This is a genomic window from Endozoicomonas sp. ALB091 (assembly GCF_049310265.1).
GTDB lineage: Bacteria > Pseudomonadota > Gammaproteobacteria > Pseudomonadales > Endozoicomonadaceae > Endozoicomonas.
This window is the reverse complement of the sequence record NZ_JBLYNQ010000006.1, coordinates 1,008,954-1,030,870: the sequence shown is the minus strand read 5'-3', so window position 1 is coordinate 1,030,870 and position 21,917 is coordinate 1,008,954. Positions and strand designations below refer to the sequence as shown.

Genomic DNA, 21,917 nt, shown 5'->3' with positions numbered 1-21,917 from the left:
GTTTTGCTTTAAATCAAGCAGCTTCTTGCTAACCTTGACGAGTCAAGCTAGCAAAAACCGTCTATTCCTTTTCTCTGGCCTGAGACACCGGCAAGCCATACCAATAACAATAGATAAGGGATATTCATGGTCGGTAACTCTCAACTTCAGGGTATTCAGATGCGTGCTCCAATTGCTGACAGTCAGTCACTTCTGGTAGAAGCCTGTCGTTCATTTCCTGCTTCACGGAAAATTTACCTTCCCGGCAGCCGCCATGATATTCGTGTGGGCCTGCGGGAAATAACCATTGGGCAGAGACACGGAGAGTACAGTAAGTTATCCACTGAATCTGCCGTTCGGGTGTACGACACATCCGGTCCTTATACTGATCCGGAATACTGCCTGGATCTGCTTAAGGGCCTGCCGCCTATCCGTTCAGAATGGATACGGGCACGAGAAGACTCAGAAGAGTTGAGTGCCCAGTCTTCAACCTATGCATTGCGACGAAAACAGGATATTCAGGTTGAGCCGGTGCGCTTTCAGTCATCTGCCCCCGTCAGATGTGCCCTGTCTGGAAGAAATGTGACTCAGCTCCATTATGCCAGGCAGGGAATAATCACACCGGAGATGGAATATATCGCCATCAGGGAAAACATGGGAAGGCCTGAAGCAAAGATAACCCCCGAATTTGTTCGTCAGGAGGTGGCATCCGGTCGTGCGGTGATACCCGCGAATATTAACCATCCCGAAGCAGAGCCAATGATTATCGGCCGTAACTTTCTGGTGAAGGTTAATGCCAATATTGGTAATTCACCGGTGACGTCTACCATAGAGGAAGAAGTTGAAAAACTGCTCTGGGCAACCCGCTGGGGGGCCGATACGGTGATGGATCTTTCCACCGGTAAACATATCCATGAAACCCGGGAGTGGATTATCAGAAACTCACCGGTACCGATTGGCACCGTGCCTATTTATCAAACACTGGAGAAAGTAAACGGCAAGGTAGCGGATCTTAATTGGGAGGTGATGAAGGACACCTTGATTGAGCAGGCAGAGCAGGGGGTAGATTATTTCACCATTCATGCCGGAACGCTGAGAGACCATGTGAAACTGACCACTGATCGGGTGACCGGTATTGTTTCCAGGGGCGGTGGGATTCTCGGGCAGTGGTGTGAAATGCATGACAGCGAAAACTTCCTCTATGAACACTTTGATGAGATCTGCGAGATATGCAAGGCATACGACATTACGCTTTCATTAGGGGATGGGCTGCGCCCGGGATCGGTGGCTGATGCCAACGATGCGGCACAGTTTGCCGAACTGAAAACGTTGGGTGAACTGACAAAGAAAGCCTGGGCACATGATGTGCAGGTGATGATTGAAGGCCCCGGGCATATACCGATGCACCTGATTCAGGAAAATATGGATAAACAGCTGGAGTATTGCCACGAGGCACCCTTTTACACGCTGGGTCCACTGACGACGGATATCGCCCCCGGCTATGACCATATTACTTCCGGGATCGGTGCAGCGATGATTGGCTGGTTTGGTTGTGCAATGCTCTGTTATGTGACACCAAAAGAGCACCTTGGCCTGCCCAATCGTGAGGATGTGAAACAGGGATTGATCGCCTACAAAATTGCTGCCCATGCGGCAGATGTCGCCAAAGGTCATCCGGGGGCACAACTAAGGGATGATGCGCTGTCCCGTGCCCGTTTTGAGTTCCGCTGGGAGGACCAGTTTAACCTGGCCCTGGATCCGGATACCGCAAAAGCCTACCACGACGAAACCCTCCCTCAGGACAGCGCCAAGGATGCGGGTTTCTGTTCCATGTGCGGACCAAACTTCTGCCCAATGCGCATGACGCATGATGTGCGGGAGTTGGAAGAGCCTTCAGCCAATAAAGAGCCCTTAGCCAGTAAAGCGCCCTTAGCCAGTCAAGCGGCTCCGGCAATGGAAAGCCCCTCCTGAATCCTCTCGATCAGCTGCCGGGTCTGGGCAATATCACCCAGTGTTATTCTCAGACCCTTTCGCCCAGTCTGGTCAGACTTTGGGCGAACAAGGATGCCATGGCTGCGCAGGTGCAGCTCAATGACCTCAGGATTATCCGGAAATGCCCAGATGAAATTGGCCGCACTGGGCCAATAGGGAATGGCCTGTTGATCAAGGAAATGCTCAAACAAGGGCTTGGATGACTCCATAACTTCCCTGACGTACTGACGGGTATACTCCGGATGGTCCAGGGCGGCATTGATGGCCACGGCAGCAAACTGGTTAACATCATAAGGGCCACGGATATTCAGCAGCGCCCGGATGTTGTCAGGGTGGCTGATCACATAGCCCAGGCGAATGGAAGGCAGGCCCCAGGTTTTAGAGAAGGTGCGTGTGACCAGAATATTCGGGTATGCCATAACCGCATCCGCCACGGTGGCCTGAGAGTATTCAAAGTAGCATTCATCAACCAGCAGGGCGGTATTGGGTGCGGACCTGGCAATGGTCAGAATATCTTCACGCTGGATTTGCGTGCCGCTGGGGTTGTTCGGGTTGGCGATGACAATCAGCCGGGTTTTTGCGGTGATGGCGTCCAATACTGCGTTAACCGGAAAGCCGGTTTCCCGCGTATAGTCAGGCTCAATAATGTTCAGCTTTTCAATATTGGCGCACTGGTGGTACATCGCGAAGGTTGGGCCGGGGATGATGATGTCATCACCTTCTGTACAGGCCGCACGGATAATAATATCAATGCCCTGGTCAGAACCATTAGTGATCATGACCTGGGGTTCATCGACGCCTGCATAGTCAGCGATTTTCCGGGTCAGGTCGCCATAGGATGGGTACACCTGCAGACGATCATCATTGATATAGTCAATCAGTGCCTGTTTGACATGCTCACTGACGGGCAGCGTTCTCTCATTAAAGTCCAACAGCAGATTGTGATGAGGGTTTCTGCCTTCAAGTGGCGGAGAATAGGCGCTCATCCGGGTGATGTGGGACTTGAAAATGCTCATCGGCGGTTTCCCTGATCCATCTGTTTTGTTGGAGAAAGTGCAGTATAGAGCAGAGTTCCCGGGAGAAGCTATCAGGCATTGGGTCCGCTTAATGCTCTGGCCTGATATAATATTCAGTTTCCTGACAGGTATGTGGATTTCCTATAAATGGAAAAGGTATTAGAACTTCTGGCTGATGGCGGTTTCCACTCCGGTGAAGCGCTGGGCAGGGCGCTGGGGATCAGTCGCGCTGCGATCTGGAAAAAACTGAAAATGCTGGAAACGCTCGGCCTGCAAATTGATTCAGTCAAAGGCCGGGGGTACCGGCTGCACCCGGGAGTTGAGTTGCTGGATAGTGAACGTATTCTCAATGCCCTGGCCCCATCCGCCAGAGAGTCGGTGGCGGTCCACACCTGTTTGAAAACAGCATCCACCAATGATCTGGTCAGAGAGATTCCTGTTGCCAGCCCGTTAATAAAAGGGGTGTGTCTGGCAGAATATCAGACCAGCGGCCGTGGTCGGCGGGGCAGAGCCTGGGATAACCCCTTTGGTTCGACCATCAGCATGTCTGTACGTTGGTTTTACAGTGCTGGTATGGCATCCCTGGAAGGGCTGAGCCTGGCGGTCGGTCTGGCTGTACTGAAAGCGCTTGAACGCAGCGGTGGCGGTGATCTCAAACTGAAGTGGCCTAATGATCTGCTGTGGAACTCCCCCGACGGTTTTCGCAAGCTGAGTGGCATCCTGCTGGAAGTGCACGGAGACCCCACCGGAGACTGCGAGGTGATCATCGGTATTGGCGTCAATATTGCCCTGAGCCAGCAACAGATCAACAGTATCAGCCAGCCCGCAGTGGATATGCAGCGGGTGTGTGGTACCACAGTGAGCCGAAATCAGGTAGCCAGTGAGTTGATCAACGAGTTGTGCCGTACCCTGGATATTTTCAGTCATCAGGGCTTCAGCCATTTCAAAGACCAGTGGGAGCGCTATGATGCTTTTGCCGGGCAGGAGGTTGTCCTGGACGCTTCCGGTAAAACGTTGTCTGGCGTAGCTTCCGGGGTGAATGGTCATGGTGGACTGTTATTGCAGACCCGTGAAGGTATGATGACTTTCAATGGCGGTGAGGTTTCATTAAAGGCCGCGTCACCCACAAAGAGCAAGTCATCATGAGAATTCTGGAACTGGATGCAGGCAATAGCCGATTAAAATGGCGGCTACTGAATAGCGGCCACATCACTTCCCATGGCTTTCTTGCCAACAGCGAAGACTGGCAACACGAATTGCCAAAGCTGCTGGATCAAATTGGGCCGGTCGATTCGGCCAGGGCGGCCATCGTCTCCGGTGATGAGCGTTTTGCGCAGTTGAGTACTGCGGTTAATCAGCACTTTAATGTATCCCTGTTAAAGGCCGAGGTTAAAGAGCAGTGCCGGGGCGTGAAAGCTGCCTATCCTGGTCTGGGCGTTGATCGCTGGCTGGCTATGCTGGCGGCCCATCATCTGGACAGGGCAGAGAATAAAGAGCCCTGCAAAAAAATGGTGGTGAGCTGTGGTACTGCCATTACCATTGACTTGTTGAGTGACGGCGGGAACCACCTGGGCGGCTATATTGTACCGGGTGTCGGCCTGATGAAGAGCATGCTGCACACCAGGACAGCACAACTTCCCATGGTAGCAGCAGAAGCATCAACGATAATGCCCGGAACAAGCACTGCCGGGTGCATTAACAACGGTATTCTGGCCATGGCCGTAGCCATGATTAATACACAACAGGCGCAGTATAAAACGGCTTGCGGCAAAGACTGCCCGGTTTATCTCACCGGAGGTGACGCTACCTTGATTCAGCCGTATCTGGGTGAGTGTTACCATCATCCCGCGCTGGTGATGGATGGTCTGGCGCTTGCTTTCGAACAGGAGGGGAGTAACTCCGTTATATAAAATGCGTTTGACAGTAATTTTTCTTGTGTTTGCCAATATCAGTTACTTTGCCTGGGGCTCATGGCAGGAGTCCAGGGTGGGTTACTGGCTGCCTGAGAGTGATAGTGCCTATACCGAAGCCGCAGGTGAGCGACTGGTTCTGTTGACTGAGACGGAAGATTATCTTCAGTCTCTGCGAAATGAGACTGAAGTTCAGCCAACGTTGGAAACCTCGCTGTATTCCGGTGATACCGTCCAGGAATGTCTGATCGTCGGGCCTTTGGCCAATGTGATCGAGGTGGATGAGTTGCAGCAGCGCCTGTTTGCCGTAGGTGTTAGCAGCAAAGAGCGTGCAGACGAAAGCAGTCAGCAGCAGGATTACTGGGTTCATATACCGCCACTGGCCAGCAGGGATGCGGCAATACGGCTGTTAAGGGAACTTCAGGCCCAGAGAATCGACAGCTTTGTGATTACCCAGGGCGAACTGACCAATGGGATCTCGTTGGGGCTTTTTTCCCGCAGTGAATTTGCAAAAGCCGTAAGTCGTCGCTTAATGGATGCGGGCTATGAGGTCGCGATCAAGTCCCTGCCCAGAGTTCCTGAGCAATGGTGGCTTGAGATGGATGCCGCAGTAGAAGAAAAGCTGAGTACGTCATTCTGGGATGAGGCTACTGACCAGTTTCCTGAATTGAAAACCTTAAGAACGGCCTGCAAGAAGAATGATGCACTGAAAAAAGTGATGTAAAAGCATTGCAACGGACCAAGAGTTTCTCTAGTATACGCCTCGCTGCTCAGGGAGACAGTTAGCCAGGACGACAAACGGAGGTGACCAATTAACATGGTTGCTGAAGAGGAAAAGCCGGGTTGACAAAGAAAACTTCCTGAATAAAATAGCGCAGCATCTGGTGGGGTTCCCGAGTGGCCAAAGGGATCAGACTGTAAATCTGACGCGAAAGCTTCGCTGGTTCGAATCCAGCCCCCACCACCAGATTTCACTTCCTTGTGTTAAGTAAATCGAAAAACTGATTCTTGATGCTTGGAGACTGCTGGCTTCTCTTGTATTCTTTGTTGGATGTATTGAAGCTTCTGCATAAATAAGGTTTGTTTGTGCGGGTATAGTTCAATGGTAGAACCTCAGCCTTCCAAGCTGATGATGCGGGTTCGATTCCCGCTACCCGCTCCAGATTGCATCTCTTTCGTTCTTTTTTGAGATTCATGCTCTTATAGCTCAGTCGGTAGAGCGCATCCTTGGTAAGGATGAGGTCACCGGTTCAATTCCGGTTAAGAGCTCCATATAACCTATGTAATTCGCTTGCGAGCCAAGTATTACAAGTTGGCAGTTGACAGTAGCCAGTTGGCAGAAAAAGCGTTCACTGCCCACTGCCCACTGCCCACTGCCCACTGCCCACTGCCCACTGCCCACTGCCCACTGCCCACTGCCCACTGCCCACTGCCCACTGCCCACTGCCCACTGCCCACTGCCCACTGCCCACTGCCTCTTGCAGAAGCACTCCGGTTGAACTAGCTTGAGAAGTACAAAGATTTTGTACAAGGAATAAAGAGTGGAACAGGTCAATATCAGCGAACTGAGAGCTAACCTGCTTGATTACCTGAAAAAAGCCCAACAAGGCCAACCCTTTATCGTGACTTCTAATGGTCAAACACTGGCGACCATCTGCGCCCCCGATGCGTTAAAGAAGTATTCAAGAAAAACCCTGAAGGAAGTGGGTAAAAATGCCATTGCCAACGATATTATCGATCCATTGGATGAACCCTGGGAAAACCGGCAATGATTTTATTGGATACCTGTGCCTTTATCTGGGATGCCCTGCAACACGACAAACTCAGCAAACAGGCAAAGCAAATCATCCAACAGGGTGATCGCAAAGGCCAGCTGATGATTTGCGATATCACCCTCTGGGAAGTAGCCATGCTGATAAAACGTAGACGGCTGCAACTGGAATTGAGCGCCGAGAGTTTTTGCCAATTGGCATTACAGGCAAGAGCAATCGACGTTATCCCTATTAACCCAATCATTGCAGAGCTCTCCGTGAACCTGGACAGCAGTATTAATAATGATCCGGCGGACCGTTTGATTGCCGCCACCGCGATTCATCTCGGTGCAACACTTGTTACTGCAGATCGTAATTTGAGAGAGAGCCCGTTGGTGACAAGCGTTTGGTAAGACCTACTACCGTCAATAGTTTTAACCCGAATTGAGGAAAAACTATTTTTAATGGTCTAACCTCCTGATCTAAACGCATAGGGTGGTTATTTATGGGCGTTATATCGTCAAATTTATCGCCTTTTATATCTTCATTGGCACCAGCGGTAAATTCATCCATTAAAGCTTTTGCTGGCAATCGATCCATAGAAGTATTACAAGATCAAGTTAAAAAAATTTTCTTGGGGACGGGTATGAGGCTAACATACACCCCTGTGCAGTTATTATTAGCAAGGCCTTTATTAATGGTGGAGAAAAAGTTAACAGGACGAACAGATTTTAACCCCTATGAAGAAGGTTTTATAGAAAAATTGTCTACAAAGGAAATATTCAAAAATGCCTTCATTGAAGAGGCATTATTCAGGGTTATTTGCCCACAACTTATAAAATCAAACCTACCTTTTGGTGTAGGGTATATCCCGGAGATCATTAGTGCTTTTCTATTTGGAATTGCACATCTTTGCACTGCAAAACCATCTTTCACCCATATATTTATTGAAGCTATAGCAGGTTTTAAATATAACAATATATATAAAAACCATGGATTATTATCAGCAGCTATTGCCCATACAGCTCACAATCTCAGTGTGATTAAACTTCACTGTTTTACAGAAAACGAAGATAGATTAGAACAAATGAAACTAACCTTGAATAGAAACGAAACAAGATTAAAACAAATGAAGGTAAAATTAAATAATCGTAAGCATGCTGTAAAACAAACCAAAAACAATAGCAATTCAATTAAATCTGAAAACTGTCTAAAACTAAGAAGTGGCAGAGTGATCAAGCGATCCAATCTGGCAGGTGTCAACTCCATGAAAGCCCCAGCGTCGTATATTGGAAAATAATAAATCATGCAATGAGATGGTTTCGCCATGGAGTGTTAATATTTCTTCAGCTTGACGACAGAAGTTCGGAGGGGGTAATTCGGTCAAAGTAGCATAGGAGGGCTCAACTACGGGCTGTATGTTATCCTTGTTTTTTGTTTGTTTGCGCGTGATGGGTAAATGCGTGCCATTACCGGACGACTCATGAGCAATAAAATCAACAGTTTCATCGACAACCTGCTGTTGAGTGTCTTTATGCAACCGATTAATAAAAGCAACTGAAGTGATGATGGCTGAAAAAAATTAAAAGCGGATCAGTGGTCTTTATCTGCCCACTGATGACTATCACTTAAAGAACCCCCACCACATCCTCATAAAGCTCCCGAAGCGTAACTGAAAACCCGATGGAATGAAGCTGCAAGGTATCGGTCTCCTGCTTCAGGCGGATGATCTCCCAGCCGCTGTCGGTACTCTGGTAGAGATCCACGGCAATCTTATCCTGATGGATCAGTACATACTCCTTCAACCCCTTGATGGCGGTGTAGGCTGCAAGCTTTTCCATCCGGTCTCTTGCCTCGGTGGTGGGGGATAGCACTTCGGCAATCACGGTTGGCTGATCTTCAACATAGGCGTTCTGGTCAGAATCGTTACAGGCCACCATCACATCCGGATAATAAAAAACATCATTCCCTTTATGGCTGGCATTCACTTTCATATCACTGGAGTAAGCTCTGCAGGGGCTGCCCTGCAGGTGAGCACGCAGCAGGGAGGCAAACGCCAGGGTAAGCAGATTGTGCCTGCGGCTGGCACCCGCCATGGCGATGATCAGCCCGTTAACGTACTCATGCCGCTGGTCTGCCTGCTGTTCAAACGCCAGATAGGCTTCCGGTGTCATAAATTGTAACTGCTCGGCCTGAGCCATTCGCTTCTTCCCGTTCTGTTTATGATCCTTACAGAATAATACACATCAGGGAGTAGTTGGCAGTTTTCAGAAAAAGAAAGTGGGCAGAAAAGGAGGTAGAGTTGAGTTTCGGCGGCCCATGACCTGAAGCCAGAGCACGAATAGTTGGTAATTGCCGACGACTTATTGCTCACGACAAACATCAGGATGCCGAGCAATCGTCGGATAAGTGATTAAACTAGTCTTGTTAGCGCTGTAGATTTTAGCGCCATTGGAGTAAATAAAGATGGAATCTTCTCAGTGGTGGAAGGAGACCTCAATAGCGAACTGATAAAAAATACTTGCCTTGCGGATGTTATTAACATTAACAGAATCAGGAGTAGCAAAATGTTCAACTCAGTCGGCTTACCCCCAATACCAACTGTTCCTACACGTGCATCGATTGAAACAACAACCTGTAATCAGCAAGAACATCAGGATCGAGCTAAAAAGATAGTTAGCGCATGTATTCGTGATCTGGCATTTGAAATATTAAAACCTGCAGGTCAGTCCAGCACTGCTTTGTCCGATTCAAGCCTGGCCGCGTCACTGGGTATGTTACTGGCAACCATGGATAACAACGATAAGGAAATGATCCTCGACATACCTCAAGGAGAACTGACACCACAGCTTGATTCGGCGATCCATAATGAACTGGGGCGTTTCAGCAGAAAGCATCCTTTCCGAAAGGACCAGATGCTTTCTATATTGAACTTCATGGCATCCGTATATAATCCGGGCCACGAAAAGGGTTTTGTTGATAACCTCTCTGAGCACTATAAAGCAGAGCTGCTAACCTCTGATGGCAATAAAAACATAGCTGATGTGACGGATCAATACGTCGAACAAGTTACCGGGGGTGAAATTCCTGGATTGCTGGCAAATCATCCCCTTCGGGATTCGATTGACACCACCATAAACAATGTCGTGTCACTCAAGGCAAAATGGGCTCATGCGTTTAATGCAAGTAACACTAAGTCTCGTCCATTCAGGTGTGCAGGCGGGTCCACAATTAACGTCAAAATGATGAGTATAAAGGATCAGATAGGTTACTCTGATGAGCGTAGCCGAAAATTTGAAGCCATTGCCAAACCATTCAGGCAAGGAGAGAATGAGCTTTACCTGGTGGCGATAGCACCGCGTCAAGATTCACCTGATGCCATTGGCAGTATTACTAAAGAGACCATTGATTATCTGATTGACAAATCAATTAACCGCACACCCAGAGAAGTTAAACTGACGTTCCCCGTAATGAAAATAAACAGTACGAACAGCGATCTGTTGGATCAGATTGGTTCTTTCCGGGGTATAAAAATAACGCCGGACAAATTAAAGAAATTAGGCGGACCGACACCTGACTCTCTCAGTACAAAACAAACAATCGTGGCCAAAATAGATGAGGAAGGTGCCCGTGTTTCAGTTGCTACTACGACAGCAATAACCACCAGGTCCGTGGGCTCCGAGAGCAATGCTATTGAATTTGATTTTGATAGCCCCGGGCTGGTTTTTATTGTCGATAAGCAAGGCAATCGTGTGCTTGCAGCAGCGGTTAAAAATGGTGATTTTCTGGTTGCTTCGGGTGAAGCAGAAATTTCTGATGGTGCCAGCTCGAATAGCTTTTCTCATAAAAAGAAAAGAAAGAAATTTACCGATTACTGCATTAGGTGTGGAGAGGAATTTCATGGTATGTGCTTCAAAGGATCTGAAGCGTTGAAACCAAAGTTGATAAAACATTTAAAAGACCTGGCAGTGGCGAAAAATAAAAACCCAGTTAAGAAAGATCCTTCCCCATCCACGCAGTCTTTTGTAACTGTCCCAAATTTGGTTGGAAATATTACAGAGACATCTCTACAGCCTGTTAAAACCAATAAAGAGCTTCCAAAAAATTACTTTTTACCACCAAAGGTTGAGCAGTCACAGTATTTTGACAAGCTGAGAAAAGAAGAAAAAGAGAGTCAATTACTAATGGCCTTACAAGAAAAACTCAACGATATTCCTATCAAAGAAGTCATATGGAATGATATCGGTATCGATATTATGGTTAACGACCTGGAAGAAGCAGAAAAAATTAAAGAAAAATTAATTGAAATTATTGGAAAAGAATATCAATATTGTGGAGGTGTTCATGACTTTTCCAATTCTGGTTACAAACCCAGAATCTATGTAGACGCAATGTTTAAGTCAAGAGATATCCTGCTAAATAAGCTATTCCCTGACTACCCAAAAACACCGGAATAGTTCAACCCGTTTGGCAATAACTGAATAGACTGATGACACGGATATTGTCTATACCGGTCGATCACTTATATGAGTTAGTGGAGAGATTTAATGTATAATTCCGGTTTATCTACAAACTTACCCCCAGCTAAAGAACAGTACATAGTTTCAGATGATATGGGAGAAAAATATATTTTAAAGTATGAAGAGGTTAGTTCAGGGGATGGTGGTTCCAGGCAATCAATTTGGTCCAAGTGCTCTTTTCCTGATGGTCATTTGATTACTAAGTTTGGAGATGATTCTGAATTTTATTTACATTATTTAAAGTTCAAGGGAACACCTGTTGGAGAAAGGGATAGTGTTACACTTACCATAATAAAAAATATATTTAACGATGTACTTATTTGAAAATTGTTTCGATTGCTACCGTGTTTATTTTATTCATGATGCAAGATGAAGCCGAGTAATAAATCAAGCCGTCCTTTGCGCCATCAAAAAAACCTTTTGTAATATATGAAGTATCACAATCAGGGGATAGATATACGGTTATACCTGCACCAAGCAGTGACATTATACCGGGCACTATGCATACAAGCCTCTTATCAAGAGTTCTAAGCCATTGCTCCTCATTTGGAAGGAGGCCTAAAAGTAACAGGCTAGTCCCTAACTTGACCTCTTCATAAACGGCTTGATTTTCATTAGAAATATTTTCATTAATCAGCTTGGTAAGTCCGGAAATAGCATGCTGACCCCCATAATAAACTTGAATATCCATTGTCATAGCAAAAAAATCGACTAACAGTAGTAATAATTTTTCAGGCCAAATGTAACACTCTGGATGACCCTATCTGGACCATCAGTTTTTAGTCGGACAACTTGACCTATAGAGGCTTTCATTTTTTACCATCCGCAGGGAAATACAGAATTGGTAATCTTTGGACAACTGAATGTTACTGTAGTTCCGATATAAAAAATCACTTAAATTGAAACTTTAGTACTTAAATACTCTTTGTGACGTCCCCACCCTGCCGGACGAGGGTTCCTGATCGCTCAAGAATGTTTATAATTCCTTGCGATAGCCGGAGTATTTTAGGGAAAATGTCGGTAATAAATAATAAAAGCGAAGCTGGAAAAAATTGCTCCCTGATGTCGGCTTTTTAATTTATTTAAACATGACCGGGTTTTCGTGTCATACAAAGTCTTAAGTCGAGCTGGTTATTACTGCCATCATCTATTACAAGTGAGCTTTGAGCAGATTGCCAGAAAATCAGGGGCACTTACTAATCATCAACAAGAGGATTCATCCCACGGGTAAACAGCTCAGCCTGACTCTGTCGCATATCATCGACATTACGGGCAATCACGGTGCAATTATGGACTAAACCCGTCACTGCATTAATCCATCAATAGCCGGTATTGGGGGGGGTGCCTGTTCGGCTTCGGTTTGAATTGAGCCCCATTTAAGGGCCGAACTTATGTCCACTGGCAGGATTCGATGCCTGAATCTGTCTTTCAGGTCAAATTCCAGCCAGTTGCGTAATTTCTCTACGCCGGGCAGGATCTTGATTTTTTTTGACCCCTTTTCAATCTCTCCCAGTATCAATACACTCAGGTAAAGACTCTGTTCATCTACATTTCCCAACCAATCTATCAACGTCAAGACGCAATAAAAGTTGGCGGTGGGCAGAAAATAAAGTTGCTTTCGCTTTTTCTTTATCTGTCCACTGCCAACTTTTCTTTCCTCTATTCTTGCTTTTTTCTTTCGATTGCTGTTTTATATGCGGCGGTTCGAGGCCCTTGAGCTTGTCACTGGTGATTTGTCGTTTATTTTGTGGTTGCATGGTTTGTGTGTGTCCACAGGCGGCATGAGTGGGAAGGTTGAAGGGGCTTGAAAAGACCGGCTGATGTGATAAGATACTGAAACGAAAGGGGTTTTTATCTTTTCTTCCCTTTCGGGTGTTTGTTGAAATGTTTTGTTTTTGAGAGATGCGTGTCTCTTTTCTCGGGTACTGATTGGTTTTTGTGCTCGATAAGTCGAAAGGCTTTTCAGGTCGGTTAATCATGATTATAATTCACCGGCACTGCAATCCAGAGTGATAGCGATTTAGGCCAGTAGTTCAATTGGTAGAGCACCGGTCTCCAAAACCGGGGGTTGGGGGTTCGATTCCCTCCTGGCCTGCCATTTCCAATGATCAAGCTCCTGGGGTGCTTGTTCTCAGAGGTCTTTTTAAAGATCTTTTCAAGAAAGCCTGGATAGAGAAAATCAAGCTGATGAGTGGAAATTCTGAAATTGCGACTTCGGGTCGTCTGGATGGTCTCAAATGGGGCCTTGTGGCGGTTCTGGTCGCTGTTGGTGTTTACGGTAATTATTACTTCTCTGCTGAGTCGCTCCTTCTCAGGGTTGTCGGTTTGCTGGTGATTGCGGCGGTTGCCGGGTTTGTTGCTCTGCAGACGATAAAGGGTGGTGCCTTCTGGACGTTGCTGAAGGATGCCAAAACCGAGATTCGCAAGGTTGTCTGGCCTACTCGTCAGGAGACGGTGCAAACTACTCTGGTGGTGGTTGCCGTCGTGTTAGTGATGGGCCTTATTTTGTGGGGGCTCGATTCTCTGCTAGGCTGGATGATCAGCAGCCTGATTTGATAGGGGCAGGACATGGCGAAACGATGGTATGTGGTTCATGCCTACTCTGGATACGAGAAGCAGGTGTTGCGCTCTTTGAATGAGCGTATCAAGCGTCTTGCTATGGAAGAGTATTTTGGCGAAATTCTGGTGCCTACCGAGGAAGTGGTAGAGATTAAAAACGGCCAGAAGCGCAAGAGCGAAAGAAAATTCTTTCCGGGCTATGTGTTAGTCCAGATGGAAATGAACGAAGACTCGTGGCATCTGATTAAAGATACGCCACGGGTGATGGGCTTTATCGGTGGTACGGCCGACAAGCCTGCGCCGATCACTGAAAAAGAAGCGGATGCGATTCTTCGTCGTGTGCACGAAGGTGCTGAGGCTCCAAGGCCCAAGACTCTGTTTGAGCCGGGTGAGATGGTTCGTGTTATTGAAGGTCCTTTTGCCGACTTTAACGGTGTGGTGGAAGGTGTTAACTACGAGAAGAGTCGTCTCCAGGTGGCGGTAATGATCTTTGGTCGCTCAACGCCGGTCGAGCTTGAGTTTGGCCAGGTTGAAAAAGTGTAAGCTGATCAAATTGATCCCATAACCCCGTTTGCCAGTTCAGGCCGCGGGGTTTTGTGTTTTTGGGGGTTGGGCTTGCATCCTCCCTTATTATTCGGGCTGAAAACGATAATTGTGTAAATTGCAATTATCTTACGTGTTTTTGCGCTGGTGCTTTCGGGATGATTTCTGTAAACTACCGCGCTTTGTAGACGGGTAGCCGTGGAATTTGATGTTTTTTCGGGATTTCTTGTTAAGGAGCCCGGGATAGAGCGTCAAATGAGGCAGTGACCCACGTAGAGGTTAACAATGGCCAAGAAAGTACAAGCTTATATTAAGCTTCAAGTGCCTGCTGGACAGGCGAACCCATCCCCACCTGTTGGTCCTGCCCTGGGTCAGCACGGTGTTAACATCATGGAATTCTGTAAGGCGTTCAACGCAAGCACCCAGAAAATGGATGCTGGCATGCCGATTCCTGTTGTTATTACTGTATACAGCGATCGCAGTTTCACTTTCGAAACCAAGACTCCGCCTGCTTCTGTTCTGCTGATGAAAACTCTGAAGCTGAAGAAGGGTTCTGGCCGTCCAAATACCGAGAAAGTCGGTACTGTGACTCGCGAGCAACTGCTTGAAGTTGCCAAGATCAAAGAGCCTGATCTGACTGCTGCTGACGAAGACGCAGCGGTACGTACCATTGCTGGTTCAGCTCGTTCCATGGGTCTGATCGTGGAGGGTGTTGAGTAATGGCTAAGATGTCAAAGCGTGCCAAGCTGATTGCTGAAAAGATCGACTCTACCAAGTCTTACGGCTTTGAAGAAGCCGCCAGTCTGCTGAAAGAGATCTCCAGCGTCAAGTTCAAGGAAACGATCGAAGTTTCTGTCAACCTGGGTGTGGATCCTCGTAAATCTGACCAGGTAGTTCGTGGTTCTACCGTACTGCCTAACGGTACCGGTAAAGACGTCCGTGTTGCTGTGTTCACCCAGGGTGCTAACGCTGAAGCCGCTAAAGAAGCAGGTGCTGAAGTGGTTGGTATGGAAGACCTGGCTGAGCAGGTTAAAGCGGGTCAGATGGACTTCGACGTAGTGATCGCCTCTCCTGATGCGATGCGCGTTGTTGGTCAGCTGGGTCAGATTCTCGGTCCACGCGGCCTGATGCCTAACCCTAAGGTTGGTACTGTAACACCTAACGTTGCTGAAGCGGTTAAGAACGCTAAGGCTGGTCAGGTTCGTTTCCGTACTGACAAGAACGGTATCATCCACGCTGGCGTTGGTAAGATCGACTTCGAAGCGGCTGCCCTGAAGCAGAACGTTGAAGCTCTGCTGGTTGATCTGAAGAAGCTGAAGCCTTCTTCCAGCAAAGGCGTTTACATGAAGAAAGTTACCCTGTCCTCTACCATGGGTCCGGGTCTGACTATCGACATGTCTTCTCTGTCTGCGTAAGCGATAGAAAGAATGACTGAAATCTGGATTGTCAGATTTCTGGCTGGTGCAAGCCAGCCGCAACCCTCTTTGGGGTCCCTGCTTTCGTGGCGGGGGTCGTCAAAGATCGCAGGTGTCCAATGCCGTGCCTGTTCAGTCAGGGGCCTTTCTTCGGAAAGGGTTATAGGTGGAGGGCTTAATGTCCTGCGTAGACGGTGAGTATGCGTTTTATCCAAAACGATATACACCCATCACCGTATTGTAAGCGCTTAATGATTTATCTTGGATAAATCATAAGTGAAACTTCATAAATTTGGAGTAAAGCCCATGGCGTTAGGACTCGAAGACAAGAAGGCTATTGTGGCCGAAGTCAGCGAGGCTGCACAAAGCGCTCTGTCGGCTGTAATCGCGGACTACCGTGGTCTTACTGTTAGTCAAATGACTGCTCTGCGTAAGCAGGCTCGTGAAGGTGGCGTCTACCTGAAGGTAGTTCGTAACACCCTGGCCAAGCGCGCTGTAGAAGGTACTGAGCTTCAGTGCCTGCAGGAAGTTCTGGTAGGCCCTACTGTGCTTGCTTTCTCTATGGAAGATCCGGGTGCCGCTGCGCGTCTGATGAAGGATTTTGCCAAAGAGAACAAAGAGCTGGACATCAAAGCCCTGTCTATTTCCGGACAGTTGCTGGGTGCAGAACAGATCGATGTTCTGGCCAAGATGCCTACTCTGGATCAGGCTCGCGCAATGCTGATGAGCGTAATGATCGCACCGGTAACCAAGCTGGCAAGAACTCTGAACGAGATTCCTGCAAGCATTACCCGTGTTGTGGCAGCTGTTGCCGACGAGAAGAAGAAAGCCGCTTAATCCTTGCCGGATTGGTTTTCTTGCTTTTTTGCTTAAACAAATTCCGGGGTTGACTGTTTGTTTGCCCCAACCAAGATTTTTGGAGATATAGAGATGGCTCTGTCCAAAGAAGATATCCTGAATGCAATCGCTGAAATGTCTGTAATGGACGTTGTTGAACTGGTTTCCGCTATGGAAGAAAAGTTCGGCGTTTCTGCTGCTGCTGCTGTTGCTGTTGCTGCTGCTCCTGCTGAAGCTGCTGCCGCTGCTGAAGAAAAAACTGAGTTCGACGTAATCCTGGCTGACGCTGGCGAGAAGAAAGTTAACGTCATCAAGGTAGTACGTGCTGCTACTGGTCTGGGTCTGAAAGAAGCCAAGGCTGTTGTAGACGGCGCTCCAGCTCCTCTGAAAGAAGGCGCTTCTAAAGAAGAAGCTGAAGAGCTGAAGAAGCAGCTGGAAGAAGCTGGTGCTAAAGTAGAAATCAAGTAATTTCTACAAAAGCATTGCATAATCCCGGGTCTGTTGCATAATAGATTCAGGTGGCTGGTGCCTGCGAGGGTGCCGGCCTTTTTTCCGTTGTATGAGCTATATCGTCTGAGTAACTGTATTTGCACGTAGATCCTGTTCTATATCATGAAACTTCCCATTCTTTTCAGTCTTTGTGGCTGAACGGGAATCTTCGTGATGTTGATCGGGGTATTGCTGTTTTGGCAGATCGTTGTGGCAGAGATATGGACCTGGAAAAGTCGTCACAGAAACTGATCAATCTGGAGAAGGCTTTTTGTGATGGTGTAAAACGTTTAAATACAGGGGTTTTCCAGTAATTGCAGTACCACTTCAGATCAAGCTGTGAGATGATGGTAGATTGCTGTAGAGAATTCATGACCTGACCGTTTTGCCCAGCCTGACATTATATAAGCTGCCCAATAATCCATTGGGCAGATTTGAATACCGCTTCCGTTGCCTTGCGCGATGTAAGCGGTATTGCCGTGAAAGCAGGGTAGTAAATCTGAATAATAGTATCAGGTTGCTTTCTGTTCAGGCGCTAAAGCTCATACAACGGTTGATGTCTATCACGACATGAAGCGTCTACAACGATGCACAGTGTCTGTAACGGCATTAAGAGTATCTGCAACACCTCAGGGGTGTCTGTGATACAGGTCAGTAGATGACCATAAAAGTTGAAAATTTATTGGTTTTGACAGGGAGCCACCCGCTCTCGAAATAACCTACTATGGCCAGGCGACGCCGCCTGAAGTCAAAAACAGGTAACCAAGCTGGGGAACGCTGATGGCATACTCGTATACAGAGAAAAAACGCATCCGCAAGGACTTCGGCAAGCTGCCGAGTGTCATGAATGTGCCGTATCTGCTGGCGATTCAGCTTGATTCATATCACAAGCTGTTGCAGTCAGATAAAGAACCGGCAGCCAGAGAAGATATCGGGCTGCACGCAGCCTTCAAATCCGTCTTTCCAATCGTAAGCTATTCCGGCAATGCCGCCCTTGAATATGTTAGCTACAGACTGGGTGCTCCTGCGTTTGATGTCAAGGAATGCCAGCTCAGGGGTGTCACTTACGCAGTACCTCTACGGGTCAAGGTGCGCCTGATTATCTACGATAAAGACTCCGCTAACAAGGCAATCAAGGATATCAAAGAGCAGGAAGTGTACATGGGCGAAATTCCGCTCATGACCGATAACGGTACCTTTGTTATCAATGGTACAGAGCGTGTTATCGTATCCCAGCTGCATCGCTCTCCGGGCGTATTCTTTGATAATGACCGGGGTAAGACACACTCCTCCGGTAAGCTGCTGTATTCTGCCCGTGTTATTCCTTACCGTGGTTCATGGCTGGACTTTGAGTTTGATCCAAAGGATCTGCTGTATGTCCGTATCGACCGTCGTCGTAAGCTGCCTGCCACCATTCTGCTGAGAGCCATCGGGCTTTCCAATGAAGAAATTCTTGATAATTTCTTTGATTTTGTTGAATTCAACATTGGCGCTGAAAATGTCAGCACCGAGTTTGTTGCCGATCGTCTGAGAGGCGAGGCAGCCAGCTTTGATATCTACGATAACGACGGTAACGTTGTTGTAGAGCAGGGCCGTCGTGTCACTGCACGACACCTCCGTGACCTGCAAAAAGCCAACATCAAGAACCTGGAAGCGCCGGTAGATTATATCTATGGCCGTGTTCTGGCGAAGACTGTTATTCACAAATCTACTGGTGAAATCATTGTTGAGTGCAACACTGAGATCACCCCTGACGTTTATGAAAAACTGCTGTCTGCCGGTATCAAAACCGTAGAAACGCTGTACATCAATGAGCTGGAGTGTGGTCCGTTCATGTCTGACACCCTGCGTGCAGATACCACCACCAACCGTCTGGAAGCGCTCGTTGAAATCTACCGCATGATGCGTCCTGGCGAGCCGCCAACGCAGGATGCTGCTGAAGCCCTGTTCCAGAACCTGTTCTTCTCCACCGAGCGTTATGATCTGTCTGCCGTCGGTCGAATGAAGTTCAACCGTCGTCTGGGACGTGATGAAGATACCGGTTCCGGTGTTCTGGATAACTCCGACATTATTGATGTCCTGCGCATCCTCGTTGATATCCGCAACGGTAAAGGGATCTGTGACGATATCGATCACCTGGGTAACCGTCGTGTACGTTCCGTGGGCGAAATGGCTGAGAACCAGTTCCGTGTCGGTCTGGTACGTGTTGAGCGTGCCGTTAAGGAACGTCTGAGCCTGGCGGAGTCCGAAGGCCTGATGCCTCAGGATCTGATCAACGCCAAACCGGTAGCGGCGGCAATCAAGGAATTCTTCGGTTCCAGCCAGCTGTCCCAGTTTATGGACCAGAACAACCCGCTGTCCGAGATTACTCACAAGCGTCGTGTATCTGCGTTGGGCCCGGGCGGTCTGACCCGTGAGCGTGCCGGCTTCGAGGTGCGTGACGTACACGCGACTCACTACGGTCGTGTATGCCCCATCGAGACGCCTGAAGGTCCAAACATCGGTCTGATCAACTCGCTGGCTACCTATGCCCGTACCAACGACTATGGCTTCCTGGAAGCGCCATATCGTCGCGTTGTTGATGGCCAGGTCACTGATGACGTGGATTACCTGTCTGCTATCGAAGAAGGTGAATACGTTATCGCCCAGGCTTCTGCGGCCATGGACAAAAAACGACAACTGACGGAAGAGCTGGTTGTTGTCCGTTACCGTGGTGAAGCCACCCTGATGAGCCCGGATAAAGTCCAGTACATGGACGTATCCACCAAGCAGATGGTGTCGGTTGCAGCCTCTCTGATTCCATTCCTTGAGCACGACGACGCTAACCGTGCCTTGATGGGATCGAACATGCAACGTCAGGCCGTACCAACCCTGAGAGCAGAGAAGCCTCTGGTGGGTACCGGTATGGAGCGTAACGTGGCTTCCGACTCCGGTGTCTGTGTGGTTGCCCGTCGTGGCGGTGTGATCGATACCGTTGACGCAGCCCGTATCGTGGTGCGTGTGAACGATGATGAAGTGCAGCCAGGTGAGGCCGGTGTTGATATCTACAACCTGACCAAATACACCCGTTCTAACCAGAATACCTGTATTAACCAGCGTTCCCTGGTGAAGGCGGGCGATCAGATTGCCCGTGGCGACATCATGGCGGACGGTCCGTCGGTGGACATGGGTGAACTGGCGCTGGGTCAGAACATGCGCGTCGCGTTCATGCCCTGGAACGGTTACAACTTTGAGGACTCCATCCTCATCTCTGAGCGTGTTGTTCAGGAAGACCGCTTTACCACCATCCACATCCAGGAACTGACCTGTGTGGCCCGTGACACCAAGCTGGGTGCCGAAGAGATCACTGGCGATATTCCCAACGTTGGTGAGTCTGCCCTGAACAAGCTGGATGAAGCCGGTATCGTTTATGTGGGTGCAGAAGTAGGCGCGGGTGACATTCTGGTGGGTAAGGTGACGCCAAAAGGTGAAACCCAGCTGACGCCGGAAGAAAAACTGCTGCGTGCCATCTTCGGTGAGAAGGCATCCGATGTTAAGGATACCTCTCTGCGTGTACCGACCAGTGTCAAGGGTACCGTTATTGACGTTCAGGTCTTTACCCGTGATGGCGTAGAGAAGGACTCCCGTGCACTTTCTATTGAAAAGGCGCAACTGGATGAATACCGCAAGGACCTGAATGAAGAGTTCCGTGTGGTTGAGCATGACACCTTCGCCCGTCTGCGTGGTGCCCTGCGTGATCAGCCTGCGGTTCGCGCACCGGGTCTTGGCAAGGGTGACCGGATCAGCGACGGCTATCTGGATGGCCTGGAACACGAGCAGTGGTTCAAACTGTCCATGGAAGACGAAGCACTCAATGAGATGCTGGATCTGTCCAGAGAACAGCTGAAAGAGCGTCGTGCCCAGCTGGATGAGCGCTTCGAAGACAAGAAGAAGAAGCTCCAGACTGGCGATGACATGGCCCCTGGCGTACTGAAGATTGTCAAGGTCTACCTGGCCATCAAGCGTCGTATCCAGCCTGGTGACAAGATGGCGGGTCGTCACGGTAACAAGGGTGTTATCTCCGTCATCATGCCGGTAGAAGACATGCCGCACGATGAAGAGGGTAATCCGGTTGATATCGTACTGAACCCTCTGGGTGTACCATCGCGAATGAACGTTGGTCAGGTGCTGGAGACTCACCTGGGTGCTGCGGCCAAGGGCCTTGGCGTCAAGATCAACCGCATGCTGGAAGCTCAGCAGAGCATGGCGGAACTGCGCAAGTTCCTGGACGAGGTTTACAACGGTATTCCTGGTTCCAGCCCGGTGGAAGTTGACTCCTTCAGCGATACCGAAGTGCTGGAACTGGCCCGCAACCTGCGTGGCGGTGTCCCGATGGCAACGGCGGTATTTGACGGTGCCAAAGAGACCGAGATCAAGCGCCTGCTGCGCCTGGCGGACATGAACGACAGTGGCCAGGTCAAGCTGTTTGACGGTCGTACCGGCGAATCCTTTGAGCGTCCGGTCACCGTTGGCTACATGTACATGCTCAAGCTGAACCACTTGGTAGACGACAAGATGCACGCTCGTTCTACTGGTTCTTACTCTCTGGTTACCCAGCAGCCTCTGGGTGGTAAGGCACAATTCGGTGGCCAGCGTTTCGGGGAGATGGAGGTCTGGGCACTGGAAGCTTACGGTGCTGCCTACACTCTGCAGGAAATGCTGACTGTGAAGTCCGATGACGTCACCGGCCGTACCAAGATGTACAAAAACATCGTGGATGGCGACCACAGAATGGAAGCCGGTATGCCGGAATCCTTCAACGTACTGTTGAAGGAAATCCGCTCACTGGGCATCGACATCGAACTGGAAACCGAATAACGAACGTGTGGCCAGGGTGCCTGCTCTCTGATAGAACAGCAGGCACCTT

At 48.7% G+C, this 21,917-nt stretch carries 22 protein-coding genes and 4 tRNA genes; 20 read left to right on the top strand and 6 right to left on the bottom strand.

Annotation, left to right across the window (positions count from 1 at the left end):
• Positions 1-126: 126 nt before the first annotated feature.
• On the top strand, positions 127-1,950 hold the full coding sequence (gene thiC, locus ACO6UX_RS11495) for a phosphomethylpyrimidine synthase ThiC (protein WP_422447651.1): 1,824 nt from the start codon (positions 127-129) through the stop codon (positions 1,948-1,950).
• Here the strand turns inward: thiC and ACO6UX_RS11490 are convergent.
• A complete protein-coding gene (locus ACO6UX_RS11490) occupies positions 1,917-2,987 on the bottom strand; it encodes a pyridoxal phosphate-dependent aminotransferase (protein ID WP_422447649.1) in 1,071 nt (356 codons plus the stop codon). The genes thiC and ACO6UX_RS11490 overlap by 34 nt on opposite strands.
• 147 nt (positions 2,988-3,134) lie before the next feature.
• Here ACO6UX_RS11490 and birA point away from each other — a divergent pair, with 147 nt between their 5' ends.
• The 6 genes from birA (at position 3,135) to ACO6UX_RS11460 (ending at position 6,169) form a co-directional block, all read left to right on the top strand.
• A complete protein-coding gene (birA, locus tag ACO6UX_RS11485) occupies positions 3,135-4,133 on the top strand; it encodes a bifunctional biotin--[acetyl-CoA-carboxylase] ligase/biotin operon repressor BirA (protein ID WP_422447647.1) in 999 nt (332 codons plus the stop codon).
• Positions 4,130-4,897, top strand: coding sequence for a type III pantothenate kinase (locus ACO6UX_RS11480; protein WP_422447645.1), 768 nt, complete (start codon positions 4,130-4,132; stop codon positions 4,895-4,897). The genes birA and ACO6UX_RS11480 overlap by 4 nt, the downstream gene beginning before the upstream one ends.
• 1 nt (position 4,898) lies before the next feature.
• Positions 4,899-5,621, top strand: a complete 723-nt coding sequence (locus tag ACO6UX_RS11475) for an SPOR domain-containing protein (protein WP_422447643.1) — start codon at positions 4,899-4,901, stop codon at positions 5,619-5,621.
• A 159-nt stretch (positions 5,622-5,780) separates the two neighbouring features.
• A tRNA-Tyr gene (locus ACO6UX_RS11470) sits at positions 5,781-5,864 on the top strand.
• 121 nt (positions 5,865-5,985) lie between these two features.
• Positions 5,986-6,059, top strand: a tRNA-Gly gene (locus ACO6UX_RS11465).
• Between the two features lie 34 nt (positions 6,060-6,093).
• Positions 6,094-6,169, top strand: a tRNA-Thr gene (locus tag ACO6UX_RS11460).
• 77 nt (positions 6,170-6,246) lie between these two features.
• On the opposite strand, the gene ACO6UX_RS11455 is transcribed toward ACO6UX_RS11460, so the two are convergent.
• Positions 6,247-6,387 carry a hypothetical protein gene (locus ACO6UX_RS11455; protein WP_422447641.1) on the bottom strand — a complete coding sequence of 47 codons (141 nt, stop codon included), beginning with the start codon at positions 6,385-6,387 and terminating at the stop codon, positions 6,247-6,249.
• A 51-nt stretch (positions 6,388-6,438) separates the two neighbouring features.
• Between ACO6UX_RS11455 and ACO6UX_RS11450 the strand changes: the two genes are divergently transcribed.
• The 3 genes from ACO6UX_RS11450 to ACO6UX_RS11440 all read left to right on the top strand — a co-directional run bounded on the left by ACO6UX_RS11450 (position 6,439) and on the right by ACO6UX_RS11440 (position 7,948).
• Positions 6,439-6,669, top strand: coding sequence for a type II toxin-antitoxin system Phd/YefM family antitoxin (locus ACO6UX_RS11450; RefSeq protein WP_422447639.1), 231 nt, complete (start codon positions 6,439-6,441; stop codon positions 6,667-6,669).
• Entirely contained in the window at positions 6,666-7,061 is a 396-nt protein-coding gene (locus ACO6UX_RS11445; protein WP_422447637.1) for a type II toxin-antitoxin system VapC family toxin, read from the top strand. Before ACO6UX_RS11450 ends, ACO6UX_RS11445 begins: the two co-directional genes overlap by 4 nt.
• 92 nt (positions 7,062-7,153) lie before the next feature.
• Positions 7,154-7,948, top strand: a complete 795-nt coding sequence (locus ACO6UX_RS11440; RefSeq protein ID WP_422447635.1) for a CPBP family intramembrane glutamic endopeptidase — start codon at positions 7,154-7,156, stop codon at positions 7,946-7,948.
• A 328-nt stretch (positions 7,949-8,276) separates the two neighbouring features.
• On the opposite strand, the gene ACO6UX_RS11435 is transcribed toward ACO6UX_RS11440, so the two are convergent.
• Positions 8,277-8,849, bottom strand: coding sequence for a Uma2 family endonuclease (locus tag ACO6UX_RS11435; RefSeq protein ID WP_422447633.1), 573 nt, complete (start codon positions 8,847-8,849; stop codon positions 8,277-8,279).
• A gap of 366 nt (positions 8,850-9,215) precedes the next feature.
• On the opposite strand from ACO6UX_RS11435, the gene ACO6UX_RS11430 reads away from it, so the two are divergent.
• Positions 9,216-11,105, top strand: a complete 1,890-nt coding sequence (locus ACO6UX_RS11430) for a serpin family protein (RefSeq protein ID WP_422447631.1) — start codon at positions 9,216-9,218, stop codon at positions 11,103-11,105.
• 90 nt (positions 11,106-11,195) lie between these two features.
• A complete protein-coding gene (locus ACO6UX_RS11425; protein ID WP_422447629.1) occupies positions 11,196-11,492 on the top strand; it encodes a hypothetical protein in 297 nt (98 codons plus the stop codon).
• Here the strand turns inward: ACO6UX_RS11425 and ACO6UX_RS11420 are convergent.
• From ACO6UX_RS11420 to ACO6UX_RS11410, 3 genes are all read right to left on the bottom strand, one after another.
• Entirely contained in the window at positions 11,485-11,859 is a 375-nt protein-coding gene (locus tag ACO6UX_RS11420) for a hypothetical protein (RefSeq protein WP_422447627.1), read from the bottom strand. The two genes, ACO6UX_RS11425 and ACO6UX_RS11420, sit on opposite strands and share 8 nt — an antisense overlap.
• Before the next feature lie 612 nt (positions 11,860-12,471).
• The gene (locus tag ACO6UX_RS11415) at positions 12,472-12,726 is read right to left on the bottom strand and encodes a hypothetical protein (RefSeq protein ID WP_422447625.1); all 255 of its coding nucleotides are present in this window, start codon (positions 12,724-12,726) and stop codon (positions 12,472-12,474) included.
• Entirely contained in the window at positions 12,710-13,147 is a 438-nt protein-coding gene (locus ACO6UX_RS11410; RefSeq protein ID WP_422447623.1) for a hypothetical protein, read from the bottom strand. Before ACO6UX_RS11410 ends, ACO6UX_RS11415 begins: the two co-directional genes overlap by 17 nt.
• A gap of 43 nt (positions 13,148-13,190) precedes the next feature.
• On the opposite strand from ACO6UX_RS11410, the gene ACO6UX_RS11405 reads away from it, so the two are divergent.
• From ACO6UX_RS11405 to rpoB, 8 genes are all read left to right on the top strand, one after another.
• Positions 13,191-13,266: transfer RNA gene (locus ACO6UX_RS11405), tRNA-Trp, on the top strand.
• Positions 13,267-13,355: 89 nt separating this feature from the next.
• The gene (secE, locus tag ACO6UX_RS11400; protein WP_257284943.1) at positions 13,356-13,724 is read left to right on the top strand and encodes a preprotein translocase subunit SecE; all 369 of its coding nucleotides are present in this window, start codon (positions 13,356-13,358) and stop codon (positions 13,722-13,724) included.
• Between the two features lie 12 nt (positions 13,725-13,736).
• Positions 13,737-14,270 (top strand): transcription termination/antitermination protein NusG, encoded by a 534-nt coding sequence (nusG, locus tag ACO6UX_RS11395; RefSeq protein WP_422447621.1) that lies wholly within the window; start codon positions 13,737-13,739, stop codon positions 14,268-14,270.
• 285 nt (positions 14,271-14,555) lie between these two features.
• Entirely contained in the window at positions 14,556-14,990 is a 435-nt protein-coding gene (rplK, locus tag ACO6UX_RS11390; RefSeq protein ID WP_020581778.1) for a 50S ribosomal protein L11, read from the top strand.
• On the top strand, positions 14,990-15,685 hold the full coding sequence (rplA, locus tag ACO6UX_RS11385; protein WP_422447618.1) for a 50S ribosomal protein L1: 696 nt from the start codon (positions 14,990-14,992) through the stop codon (positions 15,683-15,685). Before rplK ends, rplA begins: the two co-directional genes overlap by 1 nt.
• Positions 15,686-15,991: 306 nt before the next feature.
• Positions 15,992-16,522, top strand: a complete 531-nt coding sequence (gene rplJ / locus ACO6UX_RS11380) for a 50S ribosomal protein L10 (RefSeq protein WP_101748379.1) — start codon at positions 15,992-15,994, stop codon at positions 16,520-16,522.
• A gap of 93 nt (positions 16,523-16,615) precedes the next feature.
• Complete coding sequence (gene rplL / locus ACO6UX_RS11375; RefSeq protein WP_101748386.1) at positions 16,616-16,990, top strand: 50S ribosomal protein L7/L12; 375 nt, start codon at positions 16,616-16,618, stop codon at positions 16,988-16,990.
• An 801-nt stretch (positions 16,991-17,791) separates the two neighbouring features.
• Positions 17,792-21,868 carry a DNA-directed RNA polymerase subunit beta gene (rpoB, locus tag ACO6UX_RS11370; protein WP_422447616.1) on the top strand — a complete coding sequence of 1,359 codons (4,077 nt, stop codon included), beginning with the start codon at positions 17,792-17,794 and terminating at the stop codon, positions 21,866-21,868.
• Positions 21,869-21,917 lie beyond the last annotated feature (49 nt).